The 14,993-nt window shown below is 66.0% G+C and carries 13 protein-coding genes; 9 read left to right on the top strand and 4 right to left on the bottom strand.

Annotated features, from left to right (window positions below; translation table 11 throughout):
* Window positions 1-103: 103 nt before the first annotated feature.
* The 7 genes from ACTPOI_RS03650 (at window position 104) to ACTPOI_RS03620 (ending at window position 7,930) form a co-directional block, all read left to right on the top strand.
* Window positions 104-1,780, top strand: a complete 1,677-nt coding sequence (locus ACTPOI_RS03650; RefSeq protein WP_440106505.1) for a GMC family oxidoreductase — start codon at window positions 104-106, stop codon at window positions 1,778-1,780.
* Between the two features lie 320 nt (window positions 1,781-2,100).
* A complete protein-coding gene (locus tag ACTPOI_RS03645; protein ID WP_440106503.1) occupies window positions 2,101-2,859 on the top strand; it encodes a sulfite exporter TauE/SafE family protein in 759 nt (252 codons plus the stop codon).
* A gap of 238 nt (window positions 2,860-3,097) precedes the next feature.
* Entirely contained in the window at window positions 3,098-3,859 is a 762-nt protein-coding gene (locus ACTPOI_RS03640) for an ABC transporter substrate-binding protein (protein WP_440106501.1), read from the top strand.
* 166 nt (window positions 3,860-4,025) lie between these two features.
* On the top strand, window positions 4,026-4,808 hold the full coding sequence (locus tag ACTPOI_RS03635; RefSeq protein ID WP_291519164.1) for an amino acid ABC transporter permease: 783 nt from the start codon (window positions 4,026-4,028) through the stop codon (window positions 4,806-4,808).
* A complete protein-coding gene (locus ACTPOI_RS03630) occupies window positions 4,805-5,551 on the top strand; it encodes an amino acid ABC transporter ATP-binding protein (protein ID WP_440106499.1) in 747 nt (248 codons plus the stop codon). The genes ACTPOI_RS03635 and ACTPOI_RS03630 overlap by 4 nt, the downstream gene beginning before the upstream one ends.
* 119 nt (window positions 5,552-5,670) lie before the next feature.
* Entirely contained in the window at window positions 5,671-6,969 is a 1,299-nt protein-coding gene (locus ACTPOI_RS03625; RefSeq protein ID WP_440106497.1) for a DcaP family trimeric outer membrane transporter, read from the top strand.
* A 67-nt stretch (window positions 6,970-7,036) separates the two neighbouring features.
* A complete protein-coding gene (locus ACTPOI_RS03620) occupies window positions 7,037-7,930 on the top strand; it encodes a DMT family transporter (protein ID WP_440106495.1) in 894 nt (297 codons plus the stop codon).
* Window positions 7,931-8,229: 299 nt separating this feature from the next.
* On the opposite strand, the gene mrdA is transcribed toward ACTPOI_RS03620, so the two are convergent.
* The 4 genes from mrdA to ACTPOI_RS03600 form a co-directional block, all read right to left on the bottom strand.
* Window positions 8,230-10,170: a penicillin-binding protein 2 gene (mrdA, locus tag ACTPOI_RS03615; RefSeq protein WP_440108255.1), complete on the bottom strand. Its 1,941-nt coding sequence runs from the start codon at window positions 10,168-10,170 to the stop codon at window positions 8,230-8,232.
* Between the two features lie 96 nt (window positions 10,171-10,266).
* Window positions 10,267-10,785, bottom strand: a complete 519-nt coding sequence (mreD, locus tag ACTPOI_RS03610; RefSeq protein ID WP_440106493.1) for a rod shape-determining protein MreD — start codon at window positions 10,783-10,785, stop codon at window positions 10,267-10,269.
* 100 nt (window positions 10,786-10,885) lie between these two features.
* Window positions 10,886-11,806 carry a rod shape-determining protein MreC gene (mreC, locus tag ACTPOI_RS03605; protein ID WP_440106491.1) on the bottom strand — a complete coding sequence of 307 codons (921 nt, stop codon included), beginning with the start codon at window positions 11,804-11,806 and terminating at the stop codon, window positions 10,886-10,888.
* Between the two features lie 127 nt (window positions 11,807-11,933).
* Window positions 11,934-12,977 carry a rod shape-determining protein gene (locus ACTPOI_RS03600; protein WP_005798130.1) on the bottom strand — a complete coding sequence of 348 codons (1,044 nt, stop codon included), beginning with the start codon at window positions 12,975-12,977 and terminating at the stop codon, window positions 11,934-11,936.
* Between the two features lie 205 nt (window positions 12,978-13,182).
* On the opposite strand from ACTPOI_RS03600, the gene gatC reads away from it, so the two are divergent.
* Window positions 13,183-13,482 (top strand): Asp-tRNA(Asn)/Glu-tRNA(Gln) amidotransferase subunit GatC, encoded by a 300-nt coding sequence (gatC, locus tag ACTPOI_RS03595; protein ID WP_440106488.1) that lies wholly within the window; start codon window positions 13,183-13,185, stop codon window positions 13,480-13,482.
* Window positions 13,483-13,493: 11 nt separating this feature from the next.
* The gene (gatA, locus tag ACTPOI_RS03590; protein WP_440106486.1) at window positions 13,494-14,993 is read left to right on the top strand and encodes an Asp-tRNA(Asn)/Glu-tRNA(Gln) amidotransferase subunit GatA; all 1,500 of its coding nucleotides are present in this window, start codon (window positions 13,494-13,496) and stop codon (window positions 14,991-14,993) included.

The following is a 14,993-nucleotide window of genomic DNA, read 5'->3' as shown; positions in this document are numbered from 1 at the left end:
TTTGCCGAAATCATTGGCCTATGGCAGGTTTGGTGCGCATACTCGCCTGCGGCTGCGCAAGTGGTTACATCAACATTACAAATATCATCCCGGAGACGATGGCATGGCGGAAACGGCGGAGTTTGACTACATCATCATTGGCGGCGGCACGGCCGGTGCGCTGCTGAGCAACCGCCTGAGCGCGGGCCGCTACCGCGTGCTGCTGATCGAAGCCGGCCGCAAGGACGACTACCACTGGATCCACATCCCCGTGGGCTACCTGTACTGCATCGGCAACCCCCGCACCGACTGGCTGTACAACACCGAACCCGACGCAGGCCTGAATGGCCGTACCCTGCGCTACCCGCGCGGCAAGACGCTGGGCGGCTGCAGCAGCATCAACGGCATGATCTACATGCGCGGCCAGGCGCGCGACTACGACCAGTGGGCCGCGCTGACGGGCGACGACAGCTGGCGCTGGGACAACACCCTGGCGTACTTCCGCCGCCACGAGGACCACTGGCGCCTGGACCAGCCCGAAGGCGCCAACGAGAACTTCAAGCGCCTGCATGGCAACAAGGCCACCGGCAGCACCGGCGAGTGGCGGGTGGAAAAGCAGCGCCTGCGCTGGGACGTGCTCGACGCGTTCGCGCAGGCCGCGCAGCAGGCCGGCATCCCGGCCACCGATGACTTCAATGGCGGCAACAACGAAGGTGTGGGGTACTTCGAGGTCAACCAGAAAAGCGGCTTTCGGTGGAACACCGCCAAGGCCTTCCTGCGGCCCACCTGCTACGGTCGAGCCAACTTCGAGATGTGGACCAGCGCCCACGTGACCCGGCTGAACATCGAGACGCAGCCCGACGGCAGCAAGCGCTGCACCGGCGTGCAGGTGTGGGATGGCACGCAAATGATCACCGCCAACGCGGCGCGGGAAATCATCCTGAGCGCAGGCGCCGTGAACTCGCCGCAGATCCTGCAGCTGTCGGGCATCGGCCCGGCGGCCCTGCTGCGCCAGCACGGCATCGAGGTGGTGCACGACCTGCCTGGCGTGGGCGCAAACCTGCAGGACCACCTGCAGATCCGTGCGGTGTTCAAGGTCAACGGTGTGACCACGCTCAACACGCTGGCCAGCTCGCTGTGGGGCAAGGCGCGCATCGGGCTGGAATACCTGGCCAAGCGCACCGGCCCCATGAGCATGGCGCCTTCGCAGCTGGGCGCGTTCACCCGAAGCAGCGCCGACCAGCCGTGGCCCAACATCGAATACCACGTACAGCCCCTGTCGCTTGATGCGTTTGGCGAGCCGCTGCACAACTTTCCGGCGTTTACCGCAAGCGTGTGCAACCTCAACCCCACGAGCCGCGGCACCGTGCAGATCAAGAGCGCCGACTTCAAGACCGCCCCTGCCATTGCGCCCAACTACCTGAGCACGCCCGAAGACCGCCAGGTGGCGGCCGACAGCCTGCGCGTCACGCGCCGCATCGTGGCCCAGCCCGCGCTGGCCAAGTACCAGCCGCAGGAATGGAAGCCCGGCGTGCAGTTTGAAAGCGACGAAGACCTGGCGCGGCTGGCAGGCGACATCGCCACCACCATCTTCCACCCCGTGGGTACCACGAAGATGGGGCGCGACGGCGACCCGATGGCCGTGCTCGACCCGCAACTGCGGGTGCGCGGCATCAACGGCCTGCGCGTGGTGGACGCCGGCGCCATGCCCACCATCACCAGCGGCAACACCAACTCGCCCACGCTGATGCTCGCCGAGCGTGCGGCTGAGTGGATCGTGGCAGCACGGCGCACGACCTGACCGAGAACGCACCGTTACGGTGCAAGACCAAAGCGCCACCCATTTTTCGCAGCCACATGGGGGCGGGAAACCCCCAATGCACTGCTGCGGTGCAGCAAAGTACATTCACGGCACTCGAAAGCGCGCTTCGGTGTGCCAAGCGAGGGGCCGAGGAGACAACCTCTACAAGCAACAAATTCCAAGCACCCAACGAGGTGCAACACCTTTCAGGCGCTGGCGATCCCAGCGCCTTTTTTATTTCCCGTTCGGCCCTTGGCAGCCGTCCCCCGTGCGTCACCGCGATATCAATTCGATAGCAATACCGGTGCGAAAATGCTGCAATGGAATGGATTTTTATTACCCTGGCATCGCTGCTGGCCGGCTTTGTGGATGCCATCGTGGGTGGCGGCGGGCTGGTGATGGTGCCCGCATTGTTTGCTGCGTTCCCGTCCGCCCCGCCCGCTACCCTGCTGGGCACCAACAAGGCGGCCTCGGTATGGGGTACGGCCATGGCCACCTGGCAGTACAGCCGCCGGGTGCAGATCCGCTGGTCGGCCATGCTGCCGGCGGCCGCGGCAGGGTTCGCCGGATCGTTTGCCGGGGCCTGGGCCGTGACGGTGATGTCAGCCGACTTCCTGCGCAAGCTCTTGCCGCTGGTGCTGCTGGGCGTGCTGGCCTACACATTGGCCAAGAAGGAACTGGGCCGCCACCACGCCCCGCGGTACACGGGCAGGGCCGAGCTGGTGGCCGCTTGCCTCATCGGCGTGCTCATCGGCTTTTACGACGGCTTCTTTGGGCCGGGCACAGGCAGCTTCTTTGTGTTCCTGTTTGTGCGCCTGCTGGGATACGACTTCCTCAATGCATCGGCTTCGGCCAAGCTGCTCAATTGCGCCACCAACGTTGCCGCCATTGCGCTATTTGCCGCCAAGGGGCATGTGTGGTGGCACTTTGCCGTGACGCTGGCAGTGGCCAACGTGGTGGGCAGCCTGCTGGGCACCCACCTGGCGCTCAAGCATGGCACCGGATTTGTGCGCGGCATCTTCATCCTGGTCGTCAGCACGCTGATCCTCAAGACCGGGTACGACGCCTTTTTGCGCTGACGCCGCGCCCCCGCCGCTTGGGGAATGCCTCTAAACCTGTTGTGAATTCGCCCACAACCGGGGGGTGCAGCCGGTTCGCGGTACCGCGGGAAAAAACCGCATATTTATAATCGTGACCACTTGATGACGGCAGCCTTCGCGCTTTGCGATGGCGCTGCCTTATTCGCACCAGCTTCCGGCCTGCTCACCAGCAGGCCGGATTTTTTGTACCTGAAATACCCCCGACAGGACCCGCTCCATGAAATTGTTCAAGGCTGTTGCCACCGCCGTCGCCCTCTGCGCCGCCTTTGCCGCCCAGGCCCGCACGCTGGATGAGGTCAGGAAAGACGGCAAGATCCTCATCGCGACCGAAGGCCAGTTCGCCCCGTTCAATTTCTTCAACGGCACCACGCTCACCGGCTTTGAAGTGGAAGTGGCCGAGCTGGTGGCCAAGAAGATGGGCCTGAAGATCCAGTGGAAGACGCTGGGCTTTGACGCCCTGCTGACCGGCCTGCGCCAGGACCGCTGGGACCTGGTGATTGCCTCGCACGGCATCACCGAAGAGCGCGCCAAGGCCGTCACCTTCACCGAGCCGCACTACTGCTCGGGCGGCATGATCATTGCCATGGACCCCGCCATCAAGAGCGCCAAGGACCTGGCCGGCAAGGTGGTGGCCGTGCAGACCGGCACCAGCTACCTCGAGAACGTGCAAAAGGTCTCGGCCATCAAGGAAATGAAGAACTTCCCCACCGACGTGGACGCGCGCAGCGCCCTGAACTCGCGCCGCGTGGATGCCTGGGTGACCGACCGCTTCGTGGCCAAGGCCGTGGCCGAGAAGAACCCCGGCGCTGGCTTCAAGCTGGGCGAGATGCTGTTCGTCGAGCGCATTGCGGCTGCCGTGTCCAAGGGCAACAGCTCGCTGGCCGGCGGCTGGAACAAGGCGCTGGCCGAGGTGATGGCCGACGGCAGCTACGCCGCGCTGTCCAAGAAGTATTTCAACGAAGACGTTCGCTGCAACTGACGCCAGCGCGCGCACACCGCTGCCTGCGCCCAGCCCGCCCGCGCCGTGACGGCTGCGGGCGCCCGCGATTGCGCCGTGCATGGCGTTTGTGCGCCGCCCCGCTTGTGGTGCTGCCTGCCCGTCTGTCTGCAGACCCTGCCTTTTCGATCCTGAACCGGATTCCCTGATGCTCATCGCCCTCTGGCCCCAGCGCTGGACCCGCCAGCAGCGCAGCAATGCCACCCTCATCTCGGCCGTGGTGCTGATGGTGCTGGCGCTTGCGCTGCTCGGCAAGCTGCTGTCCTTCCTGCCCGATCCGATCGGGCCCAACGCGCAGGCTTTCTCTGACGGTGCGCGCATGACGCTGTGGCTCACGCTGGTCAGCGGCACGCTGGGCCTGGCGCTGGGCACGGGCGCAGCCCTGGCGCGCACCGCCCGCTGGGCCGCCGTGCGCTGGGTGGCCAGCTTCTATATCTGGGTGATCCGCGGCACGCCGCTGCTGGTGCAGATCCTGTTTGTGTACTTTGCGCTGCCCGTGCTGGTGCCGGGCCTGAACCTGCCCGACTTTGCCGCCGCCGTGCTGGCGCTGGGCCTGAACGTGGGCGCGTACAACGCCGAAGCCATCCGCGCCGGCCTGCTGGCCGTGCCGCGTGGCCAGACTGAAGCCGCCAAGGCGCTGGGCCTGGGCCGCGTGCATGTGTTCCTGGACGTTGTGTTTCCGCAGGCCTTCAAGATCTCGCTGCCGCCGCTGGTAAGCAACTTTGTCGCGTTGCTCAAGGACTCGTCGCTGGCCTACGCCATCGGCGTGGTCGAGCTGACCAATGTGGGCAACCGCATCCAGTCGGCCACGTTCCAGCCCATAGCCACGCTGTCCACCGTGGCCATCACATACCTGCTGCTGACCACGCTGGTCACGCAGATCAGCAACGCGGTGGAGTACCGCTTTGATGTGGAGGGCCGCAACCAATGAGCGCGCAGCCCACTCCCTTCATCGTGGCCGACGGGGTCTGCAAGTCATTTGGCAGCCACCAGGTGCTGCGCAATGTGTCCACCGTGTTCAACACCGGCGAGGTCACCGTGATCATCGGCGCGTCGGGCTCGGGCAAGAGCACGCTGCTGCGTGCCATCAACCGGCTGGAGCCGCACGACGCGGGCCGTATCACCATCGATGGTGTCGAGGTGACGGACGACCTGCCCACCCTGCAAAAGCAGCGCAGCGAAGTCGGCATGGTGTTCCAGCAGTTCAACCTGTTCGGTCACATGAGCGTGCTCGACAACGTGACGCTGGCGCCGCGCCGCATCCGCCACACCCCGCGCGCGCAGGCCAACGAGCAAGCCATGGCGCTGCTGACCCGCGTGGGAATGCAGGCCCATGCGCACAAGTACCCCTGGCAGCTTTCGGGCGGACAGCAGCAGCGCGTGGCCATTGCCCGGGCACTGGCCATGCAGCCCAAGGTGATGCTGTTTGACGAGCCCACCTCGGCGCTGGACCCGGAGATGGTGCAGGAGGTGCTGGACGTGATGCGCGAACTGGCCCGCGGCGGCATGACCATGATCGTGGTGACCCACGAGATGGGCTTTGCGCGCGAGGTGGCCGACCGCGTGATGTTTTTCGACCAGGGCCGCATTGCCCACGACGCCCCGCCGCAGGAGTTTTTCAGCAACCCCGCCAATGACCGCATCCGCGCCTTCATCGGCCGCATGACCAGCTGATATGAAGCACCCCCTGCGTTCTCGCGGCCCGTTCCGACCCACCCCAGATGCCATGGACACCTGAGATCCAGGTCCACGACTACCCCAGAAAAACCATAACCCCTACCGGAGTGACTCCCATGAAACTGAACCACACGTTCCTCGCCCTGATGGCCGCCGGCCTGTGCAGCCTGCCGCCTGCGGCCTTCGCCCAGTCGGCCAAGGACTTCGAAGACATGCGCAACGAGCTCAAGGCCCTGCGTGCCGAGCTCAACCAGATCAAGGCCCAGCAGGCGCAGGCGCCCGCAGCAGCCCCTGCCGCTTCGGCCTCGGCCTGGAACGACCGCATCGACGCCGTTGAGCTCAAGCAAAAGGACGCCGTGGTGCTGGGCGACATCCCTGGCAGCTTCCGCCTGCCCGGCAGCGAGACCTCCATCCGCATCTACGGCTATGCCGAGGCCAACATGGTCAAGGACGCCAAGGGTACGGCCCCCGGCGACACCTTCACCAACCTGATGGAGCAGCCCCTGGTCAAGACCGGCAGCGGCAAGACCAGCCTGACCGCGCAAACCTCGCGCTTCGGTTTCGAGACCTCCACCCCCACATCGGTCGGCACCTTCAACACCAAGATCGAAGCCGACTTTTATGCCTATTGCGGCAGCGAGTGCAACCGCAACCGCCTGCGCCTGCGCCACGCCTACGGCGAATACGCCGGCTGGCTGATCGGCCAGACCTGGTCGACCTTCATGGACGTGGACAACCTGCCCGAGACGGTGGACTTCAATGGCCCGCCCGGCGCTACCTTCCGCCGCCCCGCGCAGATCCGCTACACCTACAACAACCCCAACCTGGCCAAGTTCCAGTTCGCAGTGGAAGAGCCTGCCGACGGCGCACGCAGCCCCAACCTGGTGGCCCGCGCCGACAAGGCCTACGACTGGGGCAACGTGAACGTGCGTCTGCTGTCGCACGAGCAGCGCGTCAACGGCGTGAGCAAGCGCGGCATGGGCTTTGGCCTGGGCGCTGGCTACAAGATCACCGGCACCACCACGCTGATGGCGCAGTACACGCGCCTGGACGGCGATGGCGACGGTGCCTACCTGGTGGGCACCAACTACCCTGTGCTCGATGGCGGCACCGTGCGCCTGGACAAATCGCAGGGCGTGGTGCTGGGACTGTCCAACATCTTCAGCGAACAGCTGCGCGGCACGGTCTCGCTGGGCATGGTGCGCTCGCGCAACAAGCTGGGCGATGCCTACGTGAACGCCTACGGCGCCGAAGGCAACCACAAGCTGTACCAGTGGCATGCCGGCATGTACTACCTGCCAATCAAGAACGTGGAACTGGGCGGCGAACTCATCGGCGGCCGCCGCACCACGTTTGACGGCCAGCAGGGCGACATGCTGCGCCTGAACCTGCAGGCCCGTTACCTCTTCAACTGACCCTGGCTTGCGCCTAGACAGGCTGGCCGGGAAACCGGCCAGCCTTTTTCTTTTTGTGTGGGACTTTATGAAACCCGAACGCCTGGGCCTGCTGGCCCTGCTGGTGGTGACCGTGGTGTGGGGCACGACGTTCCCGGCGATGAAGCTGCTGTCGGCCCACCTCGATGCATTGCAGATCATCTGGCTGCGCTTTGTGATTGCGCTGGCCGTGCTGGCACCGCTGTGGTGGGGCATGCGCCGGACCGAGCGGCTGTGGGGCTGCGGGCTGGGGCTGCTGCTGTTCCTGGCGTTCTGGCTGCAGATCGAGGGCTTGGCGCGCACCAGCAGCAACCGCAACGCCTTTGTGACGGGTCTGAACGTGCTGGTGGTGCCGCTGATTGCCATGGCGCTGCTGGGCCGGCGCTACGGCTGGCGGCTGTGGGCGGCGTGCACCATGGCGCTGGCGGGCATGGCGCTGATGTTCCACGAGAACGAGCCGTGGAACCTGGGCGATACGCTGACGCTGGCCAGCACGGTGTTCTACGCGCTATACATCCTGGCGCTGGAGGAATGCGCCCGGCGCAACGCCCCTCAGCCGCTGCGCGCCACGCGCATGGCGGCTGCCCAGGCCACGGTGATGGCGCTGGCGGCCACCACGCTCCTGCTGGCGCAAAGCGGCAACATGGACTGGCTGCGCGCTACAGCCGACCTGCCGGCGGATGCCTTGCTGGCCCTGCTCTACCTGGGCCTGCTGGCCAGCGTGGTGGTGGTGAGCCTGCAGGCCTGGGGCCAGCAGCGCGTGGACGCCATGCGCAGCGCCATCGTGTTCGGGCTGGAGCCCGTGTTTGCCGCCCTCACCGCGTGGGCACTGCTGGGCGAACAGTTAGGCTGGGCGGGCCTGGCCGGGGCCACGCTGATTGTGGCCGCGCTGGTGTTCAGCCAGATGGCACCGGCGCAGAGCGGTCGCCTTGCGCGGACCTGAGTGGGATGCGACCAATGGCTGGGCCCGGCTGGCCCGCGTGGCTGGCTGGAGGTCGCGGTAGACGAAACAGGCGATGCGTCCGCCGCGGACTGATCCACCGAATAGCGACGGCAAGAAACAGTCAAAACAGCCTCTAGCGCCTGGTTCATAAGCACTGATTGCTATCAATTTTGAAAATGAACCCGCCGTTGGCTCCTGTGGACCACCGCGAGGGCCTCCAAACCGGCCTCTGGCAGGCTTTTGAAGCCGTAGCGGGCTGTAGCCCAGGTATTTATTACCCTGATTGCTATCTTTTTTAATCAGGGCGCTGCCAGCGGCACATCCACCGCCTTGCGCGGCTTGCCGATGGGAGCAGCCGCCAGACCCTTTTGCACGGCGGCCAGGTCTTCTTCGCTGGGGTAGTCGCCCAGAAGCCAGTAGTCGAACACGCGGCGGGCAATGGGAGCGGCATGGGCAGCACCGAAACCGGCGTTCTCGACGATGGCGGCAATCACGATGGTCGGGTTCTCCGCCGGGGCGAAGGCGGCGTACAGCGAGTGGTCTCGCTGGTGCTCCTCCAGCGACTTGGCGTTGTACTTGACGTTCTGGCCCAGGCTCACGGCCTGCGCAGTACCCGTCTTGCCGCCCGAGGTGTAAGGCGCACCGGCGAACACGCGGGTGCCCGTGCCGCCCTTGTTCACGGCCACCATGGCGTTGCGCACGATCTCGACATTGCGCGGGGCGTAGCCCAGGTTCTCGCCCGGGGGCTGCTCGATCTCGGTCACGGCGCCGGTCACCGCATTCTTGATGGCCTTGGCCAGGTGCGGGCGATAACGCACACCGCCGTTGGCCATGGTGGCCTGTGCCAGCGCCAGCTGGAGCATGGTGAAGTTGTTGTAGCCCTGGCCAATGCCCAGCGACACCGTCTCGCCCGGGTACCAGCGCTTCATGTCGGGGCGCTTGTAGGCGTTGCGCTTCCACTCGGTGCTGGGCAGGGTGCCGCGCAGCTCGCCGTTCAGATCGATCCCCGTGACCTGGCCGAAGCCCAGCGGTTTCATGAAGTCGTGGATGGCGTCCACCCCCATCTCCACGGCCAGCGAATAGAAATACGTGTTGCTCGACTGCTGGATGGCGCGGTGCATGTCCACGCCGCCCAGGCCACCTTCGTGGCTGCGGAAGGTGTGGCCGCCAAAGGTGTAGAAGCCGGGATCGTTCACGATCACGCTGGGTGCGCGCTTGTTCAGCTGCAGGGCGGCCAGCGCCATGAACGGCTTGTAGGTGGAGCCCGGCGGATACGCGCCGCGCAGCGCGCGGTTGAGCAGCGGTTTGTCGATCGACTCGTTGAGCGCCTGCCAGTTCTCCACGTCGATGCCTTCAACGAACAGGTTGGGGTCGAACGTGGGCTTGCTCACCAGCGCCAGGATCTCGCCGTTGCGCGGGTCGATGGCCACCAGCGCGCCGCGGCGCTCGCCGTACATCTCCTCGATCAGCTTTTGCAGCTTGATATCGATCGACAGCATCACGCTGTCGCCCGGTGTGGCGGCGTGGCTGGAGAGCTTGCGCACGGCACGCCCGCCGGCCGAGGTCTCCATCTGCTCGACGCCCGTGGAGCCGTGCAGCGCCGATTCAAAGCTCTGCTCGATGCCCAGCTTGCCGATGTATTCGGTGCCGCGGTAGTTGGCCTCGTCCTCGGTGTCCTGGATACGTGCTTTTTCGGCCTGGTTGATGCGGCCGATGTAGCCGATGGCGTGGGCGCCCACATCGCCCAGCGGATAGTTGCGAAACAGCCGGGCCTTGATGTCCACGCCCGGGAAGCGGTAGCGCTGCGCGGTGAAGCGGGCGACTTCCTGGTCGGTCAGGCGGGTGCGGATGGGCAGCGATTCGAAGTTGCGCGACTCGTCCATCAGGCGCTTGAAGCGGCGGCGGTCGCGCGACTGGATATCCACCACCTTGGACAGCTGGTCGATGGTCTCGTCGAGGTTGCCCGCGCGCGATGGCGTGATCTCCAATGTGTAGGCCGAGTAGTTGGTGGCCAGCACCACGCCATTGCGGTCCAGGATCAACCCGCGGTTGGGCACGATGGGCACTACGGCCGTGCGGTTGCTTTCAGCCTGCGCGGCCAGGTCGTCGTGCCGCACCACCTGGAGGTACACCAGCCGTGCCGCCACCAGACCGAATGCAAACAGCACCACGGCGCCGAGAACGATGATGCGCCAGCGAAAGCGCGATGCACTGGCTTCGCTGCTGCCCAGTTCGGTCATCGTGCTACCCCCCGCGGGCCAGCGCGCGAAACTGCGCTCGCGTGCACGCACCATGCGGTGCAAAGGGAAAGGTTCACGGGGCGGCGCGGCATGGGATTACAGGGGCCGGTTCTGGTCGCTGTCGGGCGGGCGGCGCTGCGGCGCCAGCAACACCCAGCTGGCCATGGGCCACAGCACGGCCTCCAGCAAGGGCGCCAGGAAGATCCACCAGCCCGGAAAAATGCCGCCCGAGACCAGGCGCAGCAGCAGCTCGATGGCATGGGCCAGCGCAAACAGCGGCAGCACCTGCAAGGCCTGCGAGGGCACGCTGTACCACAGCAGGCGGCGGTGGATGGCAATGGCGGCAAACGACAGCACGGTGTAGGCCAGCGCATGCTGGCCCAGCAGCGCCGACTGGGCCACGTCCATGCACAGGCCCAGCACAAACGCCACGCCCATGCCGATGCGCAGCGGCTGGTGCACGCCCCAGAACACCAGCAGCACCATCAGCAGATCGGGCGTCCAGACCACCCGGCCCAGCGGCAGCAGGTTGATGGCCAGCCCCGCCACCAGGCTCAGCCCGATGAACACCGGGTTGACCGGCATCAGCAGCGGTTCGCCGCGAGGCATGATCATCGCGAAGACCCTCCGAAGGCGCGCGGCGAGAGACCGGTCTGTCGCCCGTTGCAGCCGATGCTCCCTCTGCGGCAAAGGCTCCCAGGTGTCATGCAGACCATCATTTGCGGGCTCCGCGTTTGGCGGGTGCAGGGTGCGCGGGCTCGGGCCGCGGCAGCGCGTTTTCGGGCAGGGGCTTGAGTACCACCACATGGCGGGCGCCCTGCACCTGGGCCAGCGGCACGCAGTACACACGGGCAAAGGCCGAATCGGCCCGGCGCTCCACGCGCACCACGCGGGCCACGGGCAGGCCCGGCGGGTACAGGCCATCGACGCCGCTGGTGGTCAGCACGTCGTCGGCACGTACATCGGCATTGGCGGGCATGAAGCGCAGTTCCATGCCGCCGCCGTTACCTGCCACCGGGTCGCCATAGGCCACGCCGCGGGCGCCGGTGCGGATGTTGAGCACAGGAATCGCCTGGTCGCGGTCCACCAGCAAGGTGACTTCGCTGACCAGCGGAAACACGCGCGTGACCTGGCCCAGCACGCCGGCTTCGTCCATCACCGGCGAGCCGGGCTCCACCCCGCCGGTCTGGCCGCGGTCAATCACCACGCGGCGGGTAAAGGGGTCGGCCGTGTCATAGATGACCTCTGCCGCCTGCGCCGGCGTCTGGAGGCGGTCGCGCAAGGCCAGCAGCTGGCGCAGCCGCCCGTTTTCCAGCTCCAGCTGTTCAGCCTGATTGGCGCGCTGGCCCATCTGCGTCATGCGCTGGCGGGCGGCGTCGAGCTCCTGCTGGGCCTGCTGGAGCGACTGGAAATATCCGGACCCGTGGCTCGCCCACTCCACGGGCTTGAGCATGGCCCACTGGATCGGGTACAGCGCGGTTGCCACGGCCAGCCGCAGGGGCCCCGTCAGCTGAAAACGTGCGTCGGCCACCATCAGGAACACCGCGAGCGCGCTGTACACCGCCAAGCGCGACAGGGCCGAAGGGCCTTGCTTGAAAAAGGGTGGCGCGCTGCGCTCCAGAGTACCCAGGGGCATGGTGCGCGGCGGTCAGAAGCGGGGGCGTGGAAATGCTTCCACGGACGCAGGCTCGAAATCCACAGGAGCGGACGGTGTCATGCAGTTCAGAGCGAAAAAAGTGCCTGCAGGATACAGGCAGCGCCGGTTACTCGCTCGTGAAAATGCTGCCGAGACGGTCCATGCGCTCCAGCGCAATGCCGCAACCGCGCACCACGCAGGTCAGCGGGTCTTCGGCCACCAGCACAGGCAGGCCGGTTTCCTCGGCCAGCAGGCGATCGAGGTCGCGCAGCAGGGCGCCACCGCCGGTCAGCATCATGCCGCGGTCGGCAATGTCGGCGCCCAGCTCGGGGGGAGTCTGCTCCAGCGCGTTCTTCACGGCGCTGACGATCTGGTTGAGCGGGTCGGTCAGGGCTTCCAGCACTTCGTTGGAAGAAATGGTGAAGCTGCGCGGCACGCCTTCCGACAGATTGCGGCCCTTGACTTCCATCTCGCGCACTTCGGAGCCCGGAAAGGCCGAACCGATGTTCTTCTTGATGGCTTCTGCGGTGGGCTCACCGATCAGCATGCCGTAGTTGCGGCGGATGTAGCTGATGATGGCTTCGTCGAACTTGTCGCCACCCACGCGGACGCTGCCCTTGTAGACCATGCCGCCCAGCGAGATTACTCCCACTTCAGTGGTGCCGCCGCCAATGTCCACCACCATCGAGCCGGAGGCTTCAGAGACGGGCAGGCCGGCACCGATGCCGGCCGCCATCGGTTCTTCAATCAGGTAGACCGCGGTGGCGCCAGCGGCTTCGGCCGCGTCCTTGATGGCGCGGCGCTCGACCTGGGTGGAGCCGCAGGGCACGCAGATGATGATGCGCGGGCTGGGGGTGAACAGCGTGCGCGGGTGCACCATCTTGATGAACTGCTTGATCATCTGCTCGGTGATCACGAAGTCGGCGATCACCCCGTCCTTCATGGGCCGGATGGCTTCAATGTTGCCGGGCACCTTGCCCAGCATGGCCTTGGCTTCGCGGCCTACGGCCTGGATGACCTTCTTGCCGTGGGGGCCGCCTTCGTGGCGAATGGCAACGACGGATGGCTCGTCGAGCACAATGCCTTTGTCGCGGGCAAAGATGAGGGTGTTGGCTGTGCCAAGGTCAATGGCCAGGTCGGTGGAGAAGTACCGACGGAAAGCTCCGAACATTCAGGAATCCTCTCGGGCACGGCATGCGCGTCGGCCTGCCATCGCCGTGTTTTACGGGGTCAAAACTCGCTTTTTTCGCACAATGACCGGCAGATGGGGGGCTATTGCGGCAAAGCCGGGATAATACCCCATCCCCTGTGAATAACTCCCCGCCACTCGGCCGGGGCCGCAGCTTTACTTCCGGTTTCTCTAGATTTTTCTCCCTATGGCACTGACCCCCCAGGACATTGGCCGCATCGCCAATCTTGCCCGGCTTGAACTAACGTCTTCCGAAAGTGAGCGCATGCTCACGCAGCTCAACGGTTTCTTCGACATCGTGGAAAAAATGCGGGCTGTGGATACCTCGGGCGTTGCGCCCCTGGCGCACCCCGTGGCGGCCATCCAGGACGTGACGTTGCGCCTGCGCGAGGACGTCGCCAGCGAACCCAACCAGCGTGAGGCCAACCAGAAAAGCGCCCCCGCCGTCGAGCGTGGCCTGTTCCTTGTGCCCAAAGTGATCGAGTAAGGCGCGCCAGCATGACGAATTCCACCCAAGCCCTGCACGATCTGGGCGTTTCCGAGCTGGCCGCCGGCCTGCGTTCCAAACAGTTCTCGGCCGTTGAAGCCGCGCAGCATTTCCTGGCCCGCGCCCAGGCGCACCAGAACCTGGGCGCCTACGTGGCCCTGAACGAAGACGCCACCCTGGCCCAGGCCCGCGCTGCGGATGCGCGCATTGCCGCCGGCACGGCGGGCGCGCTGGAAGGCGTGCCCATCGCGCACAAGGACATCTTCGTTACCAAAGCCTTCCCCACCACCGCCGGTTCCAAGATGCTGGCGGGCTACCAGTCGCCCTTTGACGCCACCGTGGTCACCAGGCTGGCCGACGCTGGCGCCGTCACGCTGGGCAAGCTCAACTGCGACGAGTTCGCCATGGGCTCGGCCAACGAGAACTCGGCCGTGGCCCCCGTGGGCTTTGACGCGCCCGCCCCGGTGCGCAACCCCTGGGCCACCGATCGCATCCCGGGCGGCTCGTCCGGCGGCAGCGCCGTGGCCGTGGCCGCGCGCTTGGCTCCGGCGGTCACAGGCACCGACACCGGCGGGTCCATCCGCCAACCCGCATCGTTCTGCGGCATCACCGGCATCAAGCCGACCTACGGACGCGCCAGCCGCTACGGCATGGTCGCCTTTGCCTCCAGCCTCGACCAGGCCGGCCCCATGGCCCGCAGCGCTGAAGACTGCGCCCTGCTGCTGTCGGCCATGTGCGGACCTGATCCCGACCGTGATTCCACCAGCCTCGACGTACCCGCCGAAAACTTCAGCGCCAAGCTCAACGACAGCATCGACGGCCTGCGCATCGGCATCCCTGCTGAGTTCTTTGGCGACGGCCTGGCGCCTGATGTACGCGCTGCCGTGGATGCCGCACTCAAGGAATACGAAAAGCTGGGCGCGAAGCTGGTGCCCATCAGCCTGCCGCGCACCGAGCTGTCCATTCCGGTGTACTACATCATTGCGCCCGCCGAGGCGTCGTCCAACCTCAGCCGCTTTGACGGCGTGAAGTTCGGCCACCGCGCCAAGGACTACACCGACCTGGTGGACATGTACAAGAAGACCCGCGCCGAAGGCTTTGGCGACGAGGTCAAGCGCCGCATCATGATTGGCGCCTACGTGCTGAGCCACGGCTACTACGACGCCTACTACCTGCAGGCGCAAAAGATCCGCCGCATGATCGCCGACGACTTCCAGAACGCCTTCAAGAGCTGCGACGTGATCGCCGGCCCAGTGGCACCCACCGTGGCCTGGAAGCTGGGCGAGCACGGCAACGACCCGCTGGCCGACTACCTGGCCGACATCTTCACGCTGCCCGCCTCGCTGGCCGGCCTGCCCGGCATGAGCGTGCCCGCCGGCTTTGGCGAGGGCGGCATGCCCGTGGGGCTGCAGCTGATCGGCAATTACTTTGAGGAAAGCCGCCTGCTCACCGCCGCCCACCGCCTGCAACAGGCCACCGATTTCCACCTCCGCCAACCCGGGGGTCTGTGA

The sequence above is a fragment of the Acidovorax sp. BL-A-41-H1 genome (assembly GCF_051942715.1).
The sequence above is the reverse complement of the archived record's forward strand: the minus strand, read 5'-3'. Positions and strand labels throughout refer to the sequence as shown.